This window comes from Kribbella sp. CCNWLW201 (genome assembly GCF_037203805.1).
GTDB lineage: Bacteria > Actinomycetota > Actinomycetes > Propionibacteriales > Kribbellaceae > Kribbella.
This window is the reverse complement of record NZ_JBBCBQ010000017.1, coordinates 1-17,588: the sequence shown is the minus strand read 5'-3', so window position 1 is coordinate 17,588 and position 17,588 is coordinate 1. Positions and strand designations below refer to the sequence as shown.

17 protein-coding genes are annotated in these 17,588 nt (G+C 69.3%); 8 read left to right on the top strand and 9 right to left on the bottom strand.

Annotated features, from left to right (window positions below; translation table 11 throughout):
• The first annotated feature begins 29 nt into the window (after nucleotides 1-29).
• The gene (locus V9K99_RS40660) at nucleotides 30-1,250 is read left to right on the top strand and encodes a BNR-4 repeat-containing protein (RefSeq protein WP_337324190.1); all 1,221 of its coding nucleotides are present in this window, start codon (nucleotides 30-32) and stop codon (nucleotides 1,248-1,250) included.
• A gap of 64 nt (nucleotides 1,251-1,314) precedes the next feature.
• Here V9K99_RS40660 and V9K99_RS40655 read toward each other — a convergent pair whose 3' ends face one another.
• From V9K99_RS40655 to V9K99_RS40645, 3 genes are read right to left on the bottom strand one after another with little or no spacing between them, the layout of a single operon-like run.
• Nucleotides 1,315-2,091, bottom strand: a complete 777-nt coding sequence (locus V9K99_RS40655) for an ABC transporter permease (RefSeq protein WP_337324189.1) — start codon at nucleotides 2,089-2,091, stop codon at nucleotides 1,315-1,317.
• Complete coding sequence (locus V9K99_RS40650; RefSeq protein ID WP_337324188.1) at nucleotides 2,088-3,056, bottom strand: ATP-binding cassette domain-containing protein; 969 nt, start codon at nucleotides 3,054-3,056, stop codon at nucleotides 2,088-2,090. The genes V9K99_RS40655 and V9K99_RS40650 overlap by 4 nt, the downstream gene beginning before the upstream one ends.
• A 48-nt stretch (nucleotides 3,057-3,104) precedes the next feature.
• Entirely contained in the window at nucleotides 3,105-4,763 is a 1,659-nt protein-coding gene (locus V9K99_RS40645; RefSeq protein WP_337324187.1) for a phosphoenolpyruvate--protein phosphotransferase, read from the bottom strand.
• Between the two features lie 127 nt (nucleotides 4,764-4,890).
• On the opposite strand from V9K99_RS40645, the gene V9K99_RS40640 reads away from it, so the two are divergent.
• From V9K99_RS40640 to V9K99_RS40625, 4 genes are read left to right on the top strand one after another with little or no spacing between them, the layout of a single operon-like run.
• Nucleotides 4,891-5,658, top strand: a complete 768-nt coding sequence (locus V9K99_RS40640; protein WP_337324186.1) for a DeoR/GlpR family DNA-binding transcription regulator — start codon at nucleotides 4,891-4,893, stop codon at nucleotides 5,656-5,658.
• Nucleotides 5,655-6,623 carry a 1-phosphofructokinase family hexose kinase gene (locus tag V9K99_RS40635; RefSeq protein WP_337324185.1) on the top strand — a complete coding sequence of 323 codons (969 nt, stop codon included), beginning with the start codon at nucleotides 5,655-5,657 and terminating at the stop codon, nucleotides 6,621-6,623. Before V9K99_RS40640 ends, V9K99_RS40635 begins: the two co-directional genes overlap by 4 nt.
• A gap of 11 nt (nucleotides 6,624-6,634) precedes the next feature.
• On the top strand, nucleotides 6,635-8,647 hold the full coding sequence (locus tag V9K99_RS40630; RefSeq protein ID WP_337324184.1) for a PTS fructose transporter subunit IIABC: 2,013 nt from the start codon (nucleotides 6,635-6,637) through the stop codon (nucleotides 8,645-8,647).
• A gap of 11 nt (nucleotides 8,648-8,658) precedes the next feature.
• Entirely contained in the window at nucleotides 8,659-8,916 is a 258-nt protein-coding gene (locus V9K99_RS40625; RefSeq protein WP_337324183.1) for an HPr family phosphocarrier protein, read from the top strand.
• Here the strand turns inward: V9K99_RS40625 and V9K99_RS40620 are convergent.
• Entirely contained in the window at nucleotides 8,913-10,421 is a 1,509-nt protein-coding gene (locus V9K99_RS40620; protein WP_337324182.1) for a hypothetical protein, read from the bottom strand. The two genes, V9K99_RS40625 and V9K99_RS40620, sit on opposite strands and share 4 nt — an antisense overlap.
• 229 nt (nucleotides 10,422-10,650) lie before the next feature.
• On the opposite strand from V9K99_RS40620, the gene V9K99_RS40615 reads away from it, so the two are divergent.
• Together V9K99_RS40615 and V9K99_RS40610 are read left to right on the top strand one after the other, a co-directional pair.
• Nucleotides 10,651-11,604, top strand: a complete 954-nt coding sequence (locus tag V9K99_RS40615) for an enolase C-terminal domain-like protein (RefSeq protein ID WP_337324181.1) — start codon at nucleotides 10,651-10,653, stop codon at nucleotides 11,602-11,604.
• A 48-nt stretch (nucleotides 11,605-11,652) separates the two neighbouring features.
• The gene (locus V9K99_RS40610; protein WP_337324180.1) at nucleotides 11,653-12,312 is read left to right on the top strand and encodes a lysoplasmalogenase; all 660 of its coding nucleotides are present in this window, start codon (nucleotides 11,653-11,655) and stop codon (nucleotides 12,310-12,312) included.
• Here the strand turns inward: V9K99_RS40610 and V9K99_RS40605 are convergent.
• From V9K99_RS40605 to V9K99_RS40590, 4 genes are all read right to left on the bottom strand, one after another.
• Nucleotides 12,296-12,631 (bottom strand): hypothetical protein, encoded by a 336-nt coding sequence (locus tag V9K99_RS40605; protein WP_337324179.1) that lies wholly within the window; start codon nucleotides 12,629-12,631, stop codon nucleotides 12,296-12,298. The genes V9K99_RS40610 and V9K99_RS40605 overlap by 17 nt on opposite strands.
• A 45-nt stretch (nucleotides 12,632-12,676) precedes the next feature.
• The gene (locus V9K99_RS40600) at nucleotides 12,677-13,039 is read right to left on the bottom strand and encodes a hypothetical protein (RefSeq protein ID WP_337324178.1); all 363 of its coding nucleotides are present in this window, start codon (nucleotides 13,037-13,039) and stop codon (nucleotides 12,677-12,679) included.
• A gap of 108 nt (nucleotides 13,040-13,147) precedes the next feature.
• Nucleotides 13,148-13,528, bottom strand: a complete 381-nt coding sequence (locus tag V9K99_RS40595; protein ID WP_337324177.1) for a VOC family protein — start codon at nucleotides 13,526-13,528, stop codon at nucleotides 13,148-13,150.
• 114 nt (nucleotides 13,529-13,642) lie between these two features.
• Entirely contained in the window at nucleotides 13,643-15,082 is a 1,440-nt protein-coding gene (locus tag V9K99_RS40590; protein WP_337324176.1) for an alkaline phosphatase PhoX, read from the bottom strand.
• Between the two features lie 233 nt (nucleotides 15,083-15,315).
• Here V9K99_RS40590 and V9K99_RS40585 point away from each other — a divergent pair, with 233 nt between their 5' ends.
• Nucleotides 15,316-15,657: a hypothetical protein gene (locus V9K99_RS40585; RefSeq protein ID WP_337324175.1), complete on the top strand. Its 342-nt coding sequence runs from the start codon at nucleotides 15,316-15,318 to the stop codon at nucleotides 15,655-15,657.
• Nucleotide 15,658: 1 nt separating this feature from the next.
• Here the strand turns inward: V9K99_RS40585 and V9K99_RS40580 are convergent, their stop codons facing one another.
• Nucleotides 15,659-16,996, bottom strand: a complete 1,338-nt coding sequence (locus V9K99_RS40580; protein ID WP_337324174.1) for an NAD(P)/FAD-dependent oxidoreductase — start codon at nucleotides 16,994-16,996, stop codon at nucleotides 15,659-15,661.
• Nucleotides 16,997-17,588: the final 592 nt, after the last annotated feature.

The window sequence follows — 17,588 nt, the reverse complement described above, 5'->3', positions numbered from 1 at the left end:
CTTGGTGTTGGTTTCAGGATGAGCGGGCGGTGGTGGATCCGGACAGTCAGGTGTTGGTGGTCGGGTCGATTGCGGCGCCGGAGGGGCCTGGGGGTGCGGATCGGGCTGGGAACGTCGAGTTGACGGTGGTCGATCTGCGGGCCGGTTCGAGTGAGGTCGTCGTACTGCATGAACGGCTCGAGGCGGACGATCATGATGTGCCGGCGTTGCGGCGGCGGGCAGATGGCCGGTGGCTCGCGGTGTACACGAAGCACAAGACGGATGACCTGACCCGGTGGCGGGTGAGTGAGCCGGGGGATCCGCGGACGTGGGGGCCGGAGCGGACGTTCGACTGGAGTGATTTCACCGGCGGCCGTGGGGTCACGTACTCGAACCTGCACGTGCTCGACGGGCGGTTGTACTGCTTCGCGAGAGCCGTGAACGACGACCAGTGCGCGCTGGTCTCCGACGATGACGGTGACACCTGGACGTATGCCGGGAAGCTGTTCACTCGGCCGAAGGTCGGCTACGTGAACGGCTACACGCGGTATGTCTCGACGCCGACGCGGATCGACCTGGTGACGACCGATCACCACCCGCGCGACTACAACAACTCGATCTACCACGGCTATCTCGAGGCCGGGGCGCTGCACCGGGCGGACGGCACCGTGGTCGATCCGGCGGCGCTCGACGGAGAGGCGCCGTCGCAGGTCGAGTTGACCACCGTGCTCGAAGCCGGGTCGCTGTGGGACGGCGAGCCGATGACGCACTGCTGGACGATCGACATCCGGCGAGGCGCCGACGGCACGCTCGCTGCGATCCTGCTCGCCCGGCAGGAGGATCCCTCGGACAGTTCTGACCGACACCGTGAAGTGCGGGATCACCGCTTCTTCTACGCGCGCCTCGCTCCCGGCGGGAAGTGGCAGGTGCGGCAACTGGCGAAGGCCGGCCCGGGTCTGCTGCCACACGAGCAGGACTACACCGGCCTGGTCGCGATCGACCCGTACGACGTCGACTCGCTCTACGTCTCGACGCCGATCGACCCGCGCGACGGCACCGAGCTACCGCACCACGAGATCTTCCACGCTCACGTCACTGACGCCGGTACGACCTGGACGCCGATCACGGAGAACTCCGAGGTGGATAACCTCCGGCCGATCGTGGCCCCCGGTGACCCGACCAGGATCCCGCTGCTCTGGTTCCGTGGCCCGATGACAGCCTCCCAGCACTACAACTGCGAGGTCGTCCTCGTTGACCAACCACGAAGCTGAGGTGAGCTGGTGGCGGGAGCTCTGGCTCCCGCTGCTGGCTTCGGCAGCCTGCGCGGACTGATCGTCAGACCTTGCGTCTGAGGGCGTAGACCGAGATCGGGGCGAAGACGAGGATGATGGCGCCGGCCCACAGCAGGGTCCAGGCGACCGGCTCGGCGACCGGGCCGCCGACCAGGAGGCCGCGGGCGGCGTCGGCCAGGATGGTCACCGGGTTCGCCTCCACGATCGGCTGCATCCAGCCCGGCATCGTCTCGGTCGGGACGAAGACGTTGCTGACGAAGGTGACCGGGAACAGCACCGTGAAGCCGAAGATCTGCACCTGTTCCGGATCGCGCGCGATCACCCCGACCAGGACCGAGATCCAGGAGAACGCCAGCGCGAAGACCAGCACCAGACCGACCATGGCGAGCAGGCTCAGCACCGAGGTCTCCACCCGGAACCCCATCAGATACCCGACCGCGAGCAGCAAGAACACCGACCACGCGTGCTTGACCAGGTCGGCCGTGATGCGCCCGGCCAGCGGTGCCCAGCGCGCGATCGGCAACGACCGCAGCCGATCGAAGACACCTTTGGTCAGGTCGGCGTTCAGACCGGTGCCGACGTACATCGTCACGAAGAACATATTCATCACGATGATGCCGGGCAGCGTGATCTGGAGATAGTCGGCGGTGCTGCCGGAGATGGCGCCGCCGAAGATGTACGTGAACAGGACCAGGAACAGGATCGGCTGGAAGCTGTAGTCCCCGAGCTCCCACGGGTTGTGCCTGATCTGCACGATCGTGCGCCAGGCCAACGTCGCCGTTTGCTGCAAGCCTTGCAGTGGGCTCACCCGCGCGTTCATGACCGCACCGTTTCGGTCGTCTCGTCGGATTCGTCCTCGGCCGAGTGACCGGTGAGCGAGAAGAACACCTCGTTCAGGCTCGCGCCGCGCAAGGTGAGCGTGCTGATCACCACACCGGCGTCGTCCAGCCGCCGTACGACGGCCGGAAGGACAGCCGGATCCGTGACCGGAGCGGTGACGACTTCACGATCGACCTCGGGCTCGGCCTGGGCCAGTTCTCCGACAACCGACACGACGGTGGGCAGGTCCGACGAATGCGCCGGGCGTACGGCGAGGGACTGAGCGCCGGCCTTCGCCTTGAGCTCGTCCGGCGTACCGGTGGCGATCAGTTTGCCGTGGTCGATGACGGCGATGTTGTCGGCCAGCGCGTCGGCCTCGTCGAGGTACTGCGTGGTGAGCAGGACCGTGGATCCGCCGCGGACCAGGTCGCGGACGATGTTCCAGAGCTCCTGCCGGGCCCGCGGGTCGAGTCCGGTCGTGGGTTCGTCGAGGAACAGGATGCGCGGCCGTCCGACCAGGCTCGCGGCCAGGTCGAGCTGGCGCCGCATGCCGCCCGAGTACGTCTTGGTCGCGCGGTCCGCGGCGTCGGACAGCCCGAAGTCCTCGAGTAGTTCAGTGGCCCGTTGTCGCGCCTCGCGACGGGGTTGGCCGAGCAGTCGTCCGATCAGCAGCAGGTTCTCGGTGCCGGTGAGGTTCTCGTCGACCGCGGCGTACTGGCCGGTGAGGCCGATCAGCTGCCGGACCTGGTGCGCCTCCCGCAGCACGTCGTACCCGCCGACTGTGGCCCGGCCCTCGTCCGGCCGGATCAAGGTCGCCAGCGCGCGGACCGCGGTCGTCTTTCCCGCGCCGTTCGGGCCGAGCAGGCCAAGGACGCTGCCCGTCGGCACCGCCAGGTCGACTCCGGCCAGCGCCTGCCTGTCGCCGAACTTCTTGGTCAGTCCTTCCGCCCAGATCGAGTGGTCCATCCCGTGCCCTCCCAGCTCGGTATGACCTCCCAGTCGACTACTGGATCATCAAGGCGTCAACACGATTGTGCGGGCAGCCTCCCGGCCTGCGGCGGGATCGTCGGCGGCGAGGGCTGCCGTGGCCGCGGCTCGGCACTGGTCGAGGGTCACGGTGGCCAGGCGGGCGCCGACGGCGGGGAGGGCGGCGGTTGCCGCTGACAACGAGGTGATGCCGAGGCCGACGAGTACGCAGGCCAGCAAGGGATCCGCGGCGGCCTCGCCGCAAACACCCACGGGCTTGCCGGCGGCTTGACCGGCGCGAGCCACCTGAGCGACCAGGGCGAGATGCGCGGGTTGCCACGGATCGGTCAGCGTGGCCAGCTCGGGCGACTGCCGGTCCGCGGCCATCGTGTACTGCGTGAGGTCGTTCGTGCCGATCGACAGGAAGTCCACGTGTTCGAGCACCCGATCGGCGAGCAGCGCGACCGCGGGTACTTCGACCATCACACCAGTGACCAGGCCGCGGCTCCGCGCCCGTTCGGCGAAGAACCGCGCGTCGGCGACGGTGGCGACCATCGGCGCCATCACCCACGGTTGCTCGCCGGTGCGCTCCGCGGCCTGTGCGATCGCGTCGAGCTGACGATCCAGGATCCCCGGATCGGCGAAGGCCAGGCGCAGTCCGCGGACACCAAGGGCCGGGTTCGGCTCGTCGGTCGCGCCGGTGAACGCGAGCGGTTTGTCCGAGCCGGCATCAAGCGTTCGTACGACGACCTTCCGGCCGGCGAAGGCACGCAGTACTTCGGCGTAGAGGTCGGCCTGCTCGGCCACGGTCGGTTCGGTCTCGCGGTTGAGGAAGGCCAGCTCGGTGCGGAAGAGTCCGACCCCTTCGGCCTGGCTGGTCGCCGCCTGCTGGGCGGACTGGCCGTCCTGCACGTTCGCCAGGATGCCGACCGGATGACCGTCGGCCGTCCGGCCGGGGCCTTGCCAGGACGCCGTCGCGGCACGTTGATCGGCGGAGTCCTGGATCGCGGCCCGGGCGATGGTCTCGTCCGGCCGGACGATGATCTCGCCGGTATCGCCGTTCACCAGAACCGGCGTACCCGCAGGGATCTCGGGGAGATCCGTGACCGCGACGACGCAGGGGATGCCGAGTTGGCGGGCGATGATCGCGGTGTGGCTGGTCGGCCCGCCGAGCCGCGTGGCGAGGGCGACGGTCAGCTCGTCGAGGCCGGCCGTGTCGGCGGGGGAGAGGTCGTCGGCGAGCAGTACCGACGGCTCGGTCGGATGGGGTACGCCGGGCTCCGGTTGGCCGGTGAGTTCGGCGACGATCCGGTCGCGGATGTCGTGCAGATCGGTGACGCGCTCGGCCATCAGTCCACCGAGCTGGGTGAACAGCGTCGCGAACTGATCGGTGGCGGCGGCACACGCGTGGACGGCGTCGGAGCCGGACTGGATCCGCTGGGCCGCTGCTGAGCTCAAGCCGCGATCCCGGGCGAGGTCGGCGGTCGCGCTGAGCACCTCCGCGGCCGCGCCGGATGCGTGTCCGGCGCGCTCGGCGAGTCGAGCGGCCACAGTCGCCGCGGCGGCGTCGTACCTGGTGATCTCGGCGGCCCGGTCGGCCTCGGCGACGGTGGTCGGGGCCGGGATCGCCGGGCGCGGCTCGGGGCGGATCACCGGGCCGTAGCCGACGCCCGGTACGACGGGAACGCCCTTCGAAATGTGGTTCATCGCTGGTCCTCTACGTCCGGTGGGTTGCCAGGACGTTACGAACAGAGGTCTTGACATGTCAATAGATCGGGCGTAAAACCAACTGAAACAACACAAAATCCCAACGAAACGCAGATCTGGAGTCGATATGTACGCGGAGGAGCGGCAGGCGGCGATCGTCGGCAAGGTCCGTGAGCAGGGCCGGGTCACGGTCAGCGGGATCGCGGCCGACCTCAGCGTCACCACCGAGACCGTGCGCCGCGACCTCGCCCAGCTCGAGCGGGCCGGCCTGCTCCGCCGGGTCCACGGGGGCGCGGTCTCCACGACCGCCCTGACCGTGATCGAGCCCGGTGTCGCCGAACGTGACGCGACCCAGGCCGACCAGAAGGACCGGATCGCGAAGGCCGCGGTCGACCTGCTGCCCGGCAGCGGCGGCAGCGTTCTCCTCGACGCCGGTACGACGACCGCCCGGATCGCCTCGCTGTTGCCGGCGGATCGCGGGCTCGTCGTGGTCACGAACGCGGTGCCGATCGCGGCTCGGCTCGGAGGCTCGGACAACATCCGCCTGCATCTGCTCGGCGGCCGGGTCCGGGGCGAAACTCAGGCGGCTGTCGGCGATCAGACAGTCGGATTGTTGACAAACCTACGCGTTGACCTCGCCTTCATCGGCACGAACGCCCTGACCGTCGACCACGGCCTGACCACACCGGACCCGGACGAGGCCGCGGTCAAGCGGGCCATGATCGCCGCCGCACACCAGGTCGTCGTGGTGGCCGACTCCTCGAAGATCGGTCGCGAGCATCTGGTCCGGTTCGCGTCGCTCGACGACGTCGACGTACTGATCACCGATGACGCGATCGACCCGGACGTGGTCCGCGAACTCGAACGGCGCGAGGTCGAGGTGGTGGTCGCATGATCGTCACCTTGACCGCGAACCCGAGCGTCGACCGGACGATCGAGCTCGCCGGCGAACTGCGGCGCGGCGAGGTCCAGCGCGCGATCACGGTCCGCAGCGAGCCGGGCGGCAAGGGCGTGAACGTCGCCCGGGCGCTCACCTCCGCCGGTGCGCCCGCGATCGCGGTCCTGCCCGCGGGTTCCGACGACCCGATGCTGGCCGCGTTGCGCGACCAGACCGTCGCTTACCGGGCGGTCGACGTACCGCATCCGGTGCGCGTGAACGTGACGGTCGTCGAGCCCGACGGTACGACGACCAAGCTGAACGAGGCCGGGACACCGCTGACCGGCGATGAGCTCGGCGCTCTCGTTGCCGCCGTACTGCGGGAGACTGCCGACGCACGATGGGCGGTCCTCTCGGGTTCGCTGCCGCCGGAGGTGCCATCCGATTGGTACGTCGGCCTGGTCGCCGCGCTACGCGAGCAGGGATGCTCGGTTGCGGTCGACACGTCCGGTGAGCCGCTGCGGGCGGTCGCGTCGGCCGCCGTACAACCGGATCTGCTCAAACCGAATGCCGAGGAGCTCGCCGAGCTGACCGGTTACGACGTGGCGCGGCTCGAGGCCGACCCGTCGTTCGTGGCCGACGCGGCCCGGGCCCTGATCGCTCGGGGCGTCGGGGCCGTGCTCGCGACCCTCGGGCGGCATGGTGCCGTGCTGGTCGACGGCTCGGGTGCGGCGTTGCTCGGAAAGGCCGAGGCCGTCGTACCGATCAACACCGTCGGTGCCGGCGACGCGACCCTGGCCGGCTATCTACTTGCCGATCTGGCCGGAGCGGGGCCGGCCGATCGGTTGCGTCAGGCGGTGGCGTTCGGCGCCGCCGCGGTCCAACTCGCCGGGTCCGCGATGCCGCGGCCCGACGATCTCCGTCCTGCGGGCGTCAGCGTTGTCGCCCTGGCTCCCCGTTCCGTCGCGACCCCACGCGGCTGAGAGGAACTGCCATGTCCCAGATCATCCAGGCCGACCTCGTCGTCCTCGACGAGAACCTCGGTAGTACCGCACCCGACGTGATCCGCCAACTGGCGACACGGGTCGTTGCCGCCGGTCGCGCCACCGACGTCGAGGGTCTGTACGGCGACGCACTGGCCCGCGAGGGTCAGGCGGCGACCGGGTTGCCCGGCGGGATCGGTATCCCGCACTGCCGGTCGTCATTCGTCACCGAAGCGACTTTGGCGTTCGCCCGCTTGCAGCCGGGGGTGGACTTCGGTGCGCCGGATGGGCCGGCCGATCTCGTCTTCCTGATCGCCGCGCCCGCGGACGGGGATGCCGATCATCTGACCTTGCTGACGGCGCTGGCGCGTTCGCTGGTGAAGCCGGAGTTCGTGGCGTCGTTGCGGGAGGCAACGTCTGCGGACGACGTGGTCGCGCTGGTCCAGGCCGCGGTCTCGCCGGCTGAGCCCGCGGCATCTGCTCCGGCTCCGGCCGCCAAGGCTCCGACTGCTGCCGACGCTCCGGCTGCTGCGGCCCCGGTTGCTCAGCGGCAGATCGTGGCCGTGACCGCCTGCCCCACGGGCATCGCGCACACCTACATGGCGGCGGACTCCCTGGTGGCCGCCGGCAAACGCGCTGGTGTCAAGGTGCTGGTGGAGACGCAGGGATCGGGTGCCTCGACGCCGCTCGGTGCGGACGTGATCGACGCCGCGGAGGCAGTGATCTTCGCAACCGACGTGGGCGTGAAGGACCGCGGCCGGTTCGCCGGCAAGCCTATGGTCGCGTCCGGGGTGAAGCGGGCGATCAACGAGCCGGATGCGATGGTCGCCGATGCGCTGGCGGCTGCGGCCGACCCGGATGCTCCCCAGGTTGAGGCCGGCGCGTCGGGCCCACCCCGGAAGGATGTCCGTTCCGGGGACGTGTCGTGGGGTGTCCGGCTGCGGCAGATCCTGCTCACCGGCGTCAGCTACATGATCCCGTTCGTCGCGGCCGGCGGTCTGCTGATCGCGCTCGGGTTCCTGTTCGGCGGCTACAAGATCAACGCCTCGGCGACCGACATCGTCGCGAACAACTCGCTCGCCAACCTGCCGTCCGGTGGCTTCAGTCAGTACCTCGGTGCGGTGCTCTTCAGTCTCGGCGCACTCGCCTTCGGTTTCCTCGTCCCCGCACTCTCCGGCTACATCGCCTTCGCCATCGCGGACCGGCCCGGGATCGCGCCGGGCTTCACCGTCGGCGTGGTCGCGACGACCGTCGGGGCCGGCTTCATCGGTGGCATCGTCGGTGGTCTGCTGGCCGGCTTCGCCGCACTGTGGATCAGCCGGCTGAAGGTTCCGGCCTGGGGCCGCGGGCTGATGCCGGTGGTGGTGATTCCGCTCGGTGCGACGCTGGTCGCGGGCGGGCTGATGTTCCTGGTCCTCGGCCGGCCGCTGGCCGCGATCACCTCGGGTCTGGAAGATTGGCTTAACGGTCTGTCCGGTTCGTCCGCGATCGTGCTCGGCATCGTGCTCGGCCTGATGATGGCCTTCGACATGGGTGGTCCGGTGAACAAGGCGGCGTACGCGTTCGCCACCGCCGGTCTGTCCGTCGACAACCCGGCCTCGCTCAAGGTGATGGCCGCGGTGATGGCGGCCGGGATGGTGCCGCCGCTGGCCCTGGCGCTGGCGACCGCCGTCCGGCCGAAGCTGTTCAGCACGGCGGAGCGGGAGAACGGCAAAGCCGCTTGGTTGCTCGGGGCATCGTTCATCACCGAGGGGGCGATCCCGTTCGCGGCTGCCGACCCGCTGCGGGTGATCCCGTCGATCATGCTCGGCTCCGCCGTCACCGGCGCGGCCGTGATGGCGGGCGGCGTGACGCTGTCCGCACCGCACGGCGGCATCTTCGTCTTCTTCGCCATCGGCCACATCGCGGTGTTCGTCCTCGCGCTGCTCGCCGGTGCTGTGGTCGCCGCGGTCGCGGTGACGGTTGCCAAACAACTCGGCCGCAAACCCGCCCCCGCTCAAGCTCCCACTGCTGTCACGGTCTGAAAGGAACTCTCATGTCCAGCACCACCATCTCCGTCGGCTCGACCGTCGGCCTGCACGCCCGTCCCGCTGCCGTCATCGCGGCCGCCGTCACCGAGGCCGGCGTACCGGTCACCCTCGCGACGAACGGCGGCGTACCGGTGGACGCCGGATCGGCGCTGATGATCATGACCCTCGGCGCGAAGTGCGGCGACGACGTCACCGTGACCTGCGACGACGACGCGGTCCTGCGCAAGGTCGTCGACCTGGTGGCGGCCGACCTCGACGCCTAGGCCAGGTGTTTGCGGATCGCCTCGAGGTCAGCGGCGATGGAGGCCTCGCGGTCGCGGGCGTTCGTCTTGTACGACGCCAGCTCCGCGGCGGCCTCGTCCGCCTTCTCCTTCAGCCGGACGATCTGGTCCGCCGCATCGACCTTGGCCTCGGCGGCCTCCTTCCGGGCCAGCCAGAAGCGGTAGGCCGCGACGCCGAGGATCACGACCCCGACGGCGATCCAGAACGGGTGCATCAGGCCCAGACCGACAGCCACCACCAGACCGGTCGCGGCGATCGCGATCGGTCCGCCCAGGCGACGAGCTGTTAGCGGCGGCGCGCCGGCGTTGATCTCGGCCACCGCAGTCGCCATCGACTGCGGGTCGGCACCATCCGGAAGCACGGTGATCTGCCGCCGTCCGAACGTACAGACGACCTGTGCCGGGCTGAGCGCGCTCGCGGTCTTGGCGAGTTCCTCGGCCTCGGCCAATACGTCGGCCGACACCACGCGCAACGCGGTCGCGGACAGATGCGGCTCGTCCTCGCGCCGCAGGTCGGCCCGGAGCAGGTTCTCGATCGTGTCGGCCGGGTCGGTGATCGCTCCGGTAGCGGCCGCGGTGTCGGTGATCCGGGCGCGGAGTTCGGCGACGCGGGCCAGCGGCTCGCGTTCGGGCTCGCTGCCTTCGGAGATCAGCATCCGCAGCACGGCCGACGGGCTGTCCGGGGCGGGTTCGCCGTACGCGAGCTCACGATCGGGCTCGCGTACGGCGGTGTCGCCGGCGATCGTCTCGACGGCAGGGCGGAGCTGACCGAGCCGGGCGTGTGCGTTCCTCGCGGTGGCCACCTCATCGAAGGCCGGGCCGGAAGGCCGCTTTGAATCAGCACGGCTCTCGACGGTCTCGAGCCAGCTCAGGCCTTTGACGTGTTCCCGTAACCGCTCAATGATTAGCGCCTGGCCGTCCGCGCCCAGGCCGCCGCGAGCACCGGTGGACCACAGCGCGCGCTGCAACCGGGTGACCTTGCCGTCGACCGGCGTACCGAAGGCTGTCTCCAGCCAGGTCGTACTGACCAGGTCGCGACGTCCCAGCGCGGCCAGGGCTAGGCAGAGGAAGATCGACGTACGGCGCTCGTCGAGAGTCATTGCCTCGGACAACGGTCCGGCCGGCAACCCCGTGGTGTCGGCGGACAAGCCGTGGATCGCAGCGACTGCGGGCTGCAACCAGTAGTCGGGAAAGGCGGCACCGGGTGGCGGCGGCTTCTGGGCCGATGCCAGCGCGGTCAGCACCTGACCGGCATGCCGTCGTACCTCGGCCGCGGCGGCGAACCCGATCAGCTCGTACCGGATGTCGGACAACTCGACGAAGGCATCGAACGCGGCCGTCAGGCGCTGCAACCGCGTGTCGAGGTTGCCCTGCAACTGCGAAACTCGCGACCGCAGATTCGACGCCTCCGACGCCGCCAGCGACATCTCACTCCGAAGCTCCTCGAGCTCCTGATTCTGCCGCCGTTCGACCCACCAGTCCGACATCCGACCCTCCATCTCGTCTGACTGCCCAAGCATCCCGTCCGCGAGGGTCAGCGGTAGGCGTGGGCCGCAGTGGGCATGCTGGGTCGTGATTGGAGGACTGATGAGCCTTACTCGGCATGTGGTGACTGGGGTCCGCACGGTTCAGGTGGGGGCGGAGTACCTCCGGGAGGTGGGGCGGAACTCGTTTCGGGGACGTCACGGGAGGGGTGGGGTCGAAACGGCGTACGTGGTGGAGACCGACCGGGGCGCGACCGGGTGGGGACTGCCGTTGTCCGCCGGGGATCCGGCGGTGGTGCTCGGGCGGAACTTGGCCGAGCTGATCGATCCTGAGGTCGGGGTGATCGATGCGCGGGCCGAGTTCCTGGATTACGCGTTGCATGATCTGGCGGCGCGGATTCTCGAGGTGCCTGTGTACGCGATGCTCGGGGCGAAGGGGTCGGCGCGAGTGCGGTGCTACAGCGGTGGGATCTATCTCGACGATCTCGACCCGGACGAGGCGCCGGCGGGGCTGAGCGCGATCAAGCAGAACCTGGCGCAGGACCACGAGTTCGGGTTCCGGGACTTCAAGCTGAAGCTCGGCCGCGGGTATCGCTGGATGCCGTACCAGGCCGGCCTCGACCGCGACATCGAGGTGACCCGGCTCGTCCGTGACCTGTATCCGGAGGCGGAGATCCTGGTCGACCCGAACGACGGCTTCTCCGTGAACGCACTCATCGAGTACCTCGCCGCCGTGTCCGACTGCCGCCTGTACTGGATCGAGGAGGCGTACGCCGAACGTCGAGAGGATCTCGAGTTCCTGCGCGAGCATCTCGCCGTGCTGCCGTGGCAGCCGAAGATCGCCGACGGGGAGTACGACCCGAACGTCGACCACATCCTGCGACTCGCCCGGGCCGGTCTCCTCGACGTCGCGCTGATGGATGCCGTCGGCTACGGCCTCACCGCGTGGCGTCGACTCATGCCGCAACTTGCGGCCGCATCCACCGAGGCATCCCCGCACGCCTGGGGCCTGCCGCTCAAGACCCTGTACGCCGCCCACATCGCCGCCGGCCTCGGCAACGTCCCCATCGTCGAGGGCGTGCCCGGCCACACCCTCGGCACCGGCGGCGACGGCTACCACCTGTCCGACGGCACCCTCACCCTCTCCGACCACCCAGGCTTCGGCATCAACCTCACCGCGCGCTGACGCAGGACGTTCCCACGGTGTTCACCTGCGCACGGCAGTCTCGCGGGCATGAGACTGGGGCAGCTCGCGAATGGGCGGCGGCGGTTGGCGGCGTACTGGGGTGCGACGGTGGTGCAGGTGGTTGCCGTCGCGTGGGACGTCAAGGTGCTGAAGCAGGCGAGCAAGGTGTCGCTGATGCCGTTGCTGCTGTCCTGGTCGCGAACGGAGCAGGCACCACCCTTGCTGCAGGCCGCACTGCTTGCCTCGGCGGCTGGTGACCTGCTGCTGGAGACGGATCTGCAGCTGGCCGGGATCGCGGCGTTCGCCGCCGCGCACGCGTGCTACTTGGCCGTGTTCCTGGCCGAACCCGGACGCCGATCGTGGCGGGTAGTGGCGGCGTACGGCGCTCTGTGGGCAGCGCTGGTCGCGGCGCTTTCACCCGGACTGGGCGGTCAGCGAGTGCCGGTCGCTGCCTACGCGTTGTTGCTGACGGCAACCGCCATCGCGTCCCGCTGGCACAATCCCCGCAGCGGCCTCGGCGGCACCCTCTTCCTCATCTCCGACGCCCTCATCGCGATGCGCCTCGCCGGCCGCGACTTCCCCGGCCGCGGTGCCCTGGTGATGTCGACGTACGCCGTCGGCCAATACCTCCTCACCTCCGGCGCCGTCCGCGGGAAAGCGGAGGGCCGCCCGGTGGACGGCCCTCTCGATGTCAGTCGGGGAGATTGATCCAGACGTCGGTCGCGTACGGCTCGGGTGCGTTGTTGTAGCAGCTCGCGTTGGACCATTTCGGGCTCGGCCCGGTGATCCACGGTCCGTTGCGGTAGCTGCCGTCGGAGCAGCGTACGACGACCTGGAACGCGGTCGACGCGAAGGCGCACTGGGCACTGCCGACATATCCGGTCGTGGTCACGTCACAGCCGTCCGGCGCCGGATGAACGACCGTGTCGACGCGCGCGAAGGCTGGGCTGGTGGTCAGCAGACCGGCTGACAACGCGGTGATGGCGACACCGACGGCGAGGCGACGGGTCTTGTTCGAGATGGTCATGCGAGGACGCTATCAAGCGAGCGCTTGAATCGACTGCTTTCTGGACTAGCGCCGAACTTTGTAACGAAGGTGCAGGACTCGGTCGCTCTGGATGACGACGTGCGGTTCCTCGAGGAGGTACTGGCTGTCGACCGACCCGAAGTACCGCTTGCCCTTGCCGAAGACGACCGGTACGACGTCCATCGCCACCTCGTCCACCAGGCCGAGAGCGAGTGCTTGCCCGCCGGCGTCGCCCGCGGCCACGCCGACGACACGGTCACCGGCGAGCTCCTGCGCCTTCGCGATGGCCTCGGCCACACCCTCGACCTCACCGTTGCCGTACCACTCGAACAACGGCCCGATGTCGTCCTTCTCGTCGGCGATGAATCCGTCCACCGACACCACGTTGTGCATCACCACAGTGCCCATTACCCCTCCAGCTGTCCTAGATCCTGATCCGTGATCCCAGACTGCCGTGCCAACGCTCACGGGGAATCCGTGGCGACCACTGATTCACCACGGACGTAGCCGGGGTGGTCACTGGATGGGAGCGCCCTCCGGGGTGTAGGTGGCCAACTCGACCTGGTAGCCGTCGGGGTCCTTGAGGGTGAGGGCCTGGGCGGGCGCCGTCGCCGCGGTGCGCGGGTGCGGCGAGCCGTGGATGGCGTGTAGTTGCTCGGCGCGCTCGTACAGGTCGTGGATCGAGGCGTCGGCGACCAGGCAGACGCTCACCGAGCCGCTCGGCGCCGGGGTGCCCTGGCGCAGCCGGATCGCCTGTCCGCCGACGAGGAACGACAGCTCGCCCTCGTGGTCCTTGGTCGGCCGCGTACCGATCAGGTTGGACCACCATCGGCTGCTGGCCTCGAGGTCGGAGACGTTCAGGACGACATGGTCCAGATACGTGGTGCGAATCTTCATGGCTGACTCCTTCCACCACTCCGACTCTGCGCCGCGCTGTCGCTGTGCGTCCAGCGTTCGGCGCGTTGGGTGCCCCGTCCGGCTCCTGATCCGGACGGGGCACCCACGCCCTGGTCAGCCGAGGTAGTCGCGCCAGGGGCCGGTGATGGCGAAGGTGATGCCGGGGGACTGCAGGTTGACGAAGAGGACCTTGCCGTCGTCGGAGAACGCCGGGCCGGCGAACTCGGAGTCGTTGAGCATGTTCCGGGCGATCGCGTACGTCGGTCCGCCCGGGGTCGAGCTCAGCACGTGGCTGCTGGCGTTGCCGTCCTCGGCGAGGACGAGCGAGCCCCACGGGGTGACGGTGACGTTGTCCGGGCTGTCGAAGTTGTAGTCGTCGTACCTCGCCTCGGAGCCCTTGTCCGCCGCGGCGTTGTCCGGGAAGTAGGTGACCAGCTGGATCGTCCGGGCCCGGTAGTTGTAGAACCACACCATGCCGTCATGCGGTACGGCGTCGCCCGGTAGGTCGGTCGTGCCGGCCTCGGCGTACGAGTTGACGACGTACACACCTTCGTCGGTGCCGAAGACGCCCTCGAACTTCTTGCCCCGGGTGACCTTGTCGTCGGTGAACTGCTTGCGGCAGGAGACCGAGACCGCGTCCCGGTCGGGGACCGGCACCCAGGCGACCCGGAACGGCCGGAGCAGTTGGGCGGACGTCAGGTAGGCGACGTCTGGGATCGGCTTGCCGTCGTCGCCGAGGATGGCCATTGCCTCGAGGGTGCCGAAGCCGACGTCGGCGAGGTCCTGCCAGCTGTTCGGCCCGAGCTTGTAGCCGGCCGGCGCACTCCAGCGGTAGAAGAGGCCGTTGGGGCCGGAAGCGTCCTCGGACAGGTAGATGTGGTTGCGGTCCTTGTCGATCGCGCAGGCCTCGTGGGCGTAGCGGCCGAGCGCCTTCAGCGGGACGGGGTGGGCGGTCTTGCCGTCGCCCCAGACCTCGAAGACGTAGCCGTGGTCCTTCAGGCGGGTGGTGCCGTTCGCCTTGGACTCGGTCTCCTCACAGGTCAGCCAGGTGCCCCACGGCGTGTGGCCGCCGGCGCAATTGGTGAGCGTGCCGGATATGCCGACCCACTCGCCGAGGTTCGTGCCGTCCCGGTCGACGGAGATGACGGTGCAGCCGCCGGCCGAGCCGACGCCGGTGTCGTAGACGGTGCCCTCGATCTGCGGCACGCCCAGTGCGTTGTTGCTGCCGATCTCGTGGTTCTGGATCAGCAGGTAGTTCTTCTGGCCGGTGCCGAAGACCGCGGTGCCGTCGTGCGCGCCAGGGGTCAGCTGGCCGGTCTTGAGCTTGGTCTCGCCGGCCCGGGTGACGATCCGGTACTTGAAGCCCGGCGGCAGAGCGAGGATGCCGTCGGGGTCGTCCATCAGCGGCGGGAACGGCCGGTGCGTCGGGAACGGTGAGTGCCGCGGACCGGGAGTGGCCTCGGCCAGCGTCGGTACGGTCCCCACGGTGGCGAAACCGACACCCGCGGCGCCGGCGGCGGCACCCCGGAGGACGGAACGACGGTCAACAGACATGGCGGTGCTCCTTGGTGCGTCGATGGGCGGGCGGCCCCAAGGGGCGATCCTGCCCCCGGCCGGCTGACACCGGGGAAACGGAACCTGAACAACTGGTCGTGCAACGATCTGGACCCGGTGGGCGTCCATAGTGGGAGGTGATCGTGATGCGAAGGTTCACTGTGGTCGCCGTCGTGGCGGCGATGACGGTATTGGTTGCGTGTGGCAATGAACCTGCAACGGGAGGACCGGCGATGCCCACGTCAGGCAGCAGCACCCCAACCCCCGGCACACCCGAGCCGCCGAAGCCCGAGCCGACGCCTGTGCCGACTCCTGTGCCGACGACAGGGCCGGTCGAGCAGGCCAAGGCCGACCTGGCCAAGCGGTTGAGCGTGGACGCGGCCCAGGTGACCGTGGTCAGCTCCAGCGAGGTCACCTGGTCCGACGGCAGCCTCGGATGCCCGGAGCCGGGGATGAGCTACACCCAGGCCCTGGTCCCGGGCTTCCGCGTCGTCCTCGAAGCGGCCGGCAAGCAGTACCACTACCACTCCGGCGGCACCCGCCCGCCGTTCCTCTGCGCCAACCCGCAAGGCTGACTCAGGCAGAGCGGGAGCTGAGCACCGGTACGTCGCCCTCGGTCACGAAAGCGTCCCGAGGCTGCTGGACCGAGGCCAGCGAGACGATGTCCCGGCCGTAGACCGCGGCGGCCAGCCACACCGCCAGTACCCGCACCTTCCGGTCCCAGGTCGGCACCGCCAGGACGTGGTAGCCGCGGTGCATCAGCCACGCCAGGAAGCCCTTCACCACGATCCGCTTGTACTGAAAGATCCCCGTGCCCAACCCCAGGGTCGCGACCGCGCCCAGCGTGTGATGCACGTAGTTCTTCGGCTCCCGACCACGCAGCGACCGCAGCAGGTTCTTCGCCAGCAACTTCCCCTGCCGTACGGCGTTCTGCGCGTTCGGCACCGTCAACGCTCCCGGCACGGCCGACGCGAGGTCGGGGATCGCCGCGTCGTCTCCGGCCGCCCACGCGTCCGGAACCACCTCGGTCTCGGTGCCGACGCGGAGGTCGGCCCGGGCCTGGATCAGGCCGCGCCGGGTGACCGGAAGGTCGGTGTGGCTGCGGACCAGCCGGGTCGCGGCGTTGCCCGTCGTCCAGACGATCAGTTCCGATTCGAACGTCGTACCGTCGGACAGTACGACGTGACCGTCGACGGCCGACTCGAGTGTGGTGCCGAGGTGGACCTGCGCTCCTCGACGTTCGAGCACCGAGCGCACCCACTGCGCGGGGCGGTCGCCGACCTCCGGCAGGATGCGCTGCGTCGCCTCGACCAGGTGGAAGGAGAGGTCGGCCGGCGTGAGTTCGGGGTAGGACTTGAGCAGTCCGTTGGCGAGGGACAGGAGTTCGGCGAAGCCCTCCACTCCGGCGAAGCCACCACCCACGAACGTCACGGTCAGCAGCCGTTGCCGCTCCGGACCGGGCGGGAGGACGGACGCCTCGTCGAAGGCGGTGAGCAGCTGGTCCCGAATCGCGACCGCCTCTTCGACGTGCTTCATCCCGATCGCGTGGTCGGCCACGCCAGGCAGGGCGAACATCCGCGTCACCGCACCCGCGGTCACCGCGATGACGTCGTACGACATCTCGAAGTCGGCCCCCTGGACCGGCTGGATCTGCACCTTCCGCCGCGCGTGCTCGATCGAAGTGACCGCGCCGGCGATGACCTTCGTACGGCGCAGGTTCCGGCGCAACGAGATCGCCGCGTGCCGGGCCTCGATGGAACCGGCCAGAACCTCGGGCAGGAACGGCTGATAGGTCATGTACGGCCGCGGATCGACCACGACGACCTCCGCCTCGCCCCTGCGAAGCTTCTTCTCCAACTTCCACGCCGCATAGAACCCGGCGTACCCACCGCCAACCACAAGAATCCTGCGCACCGCAGCCTCCGTCTGTCGTCTATTCACTAGCTAAGACAAGACAGCCCATCCGTTTGTGACATACCGGTTGGCGCGTGGTGGTTGCCGGGTGCTGCGAGAAGGCGACTGTGGTGTCGCGGCTCCGGGCTGCGTGAGTGTGCTAGTCGGGGTGGCGGGCGTCAAGTGCGCCTTCGGCGTCCGCTTCGCGGATCGAACAAGTTCGACACTTGACACCCACCACCCCGACCAGGGAAGGACGCAGCTATCCCGGAGCTGCTCACCCGAGTGGTCTCACTCCCCGGGGTGGACACGGGAGCGGCTGTGGAGCCGGGGGCGATGACGGGGTTGTGGGCGGGCTGGGTGCGGTGGGTCGGTGTGGTGTCGGGGGTTTGGTGGATCTGCATCGGGTGGTGCCCGAGACGGGGGTAACGAGGGGATTCGGTGGCCTGGTGTCGGTGCTGGGCTCTTGGGTCCGTTATGCGGGCAGATTGCGGCCAGTGGCCGGGACCTGGGACAGGAAACGGCTGGCTGGGACCTGATATTTCGTGTCTCCGCTGCCGGTTTGTTGTCTCAGGTCCCGCCGGTGGCGTGGTTTGGGGGGGTGTGGTCTCGG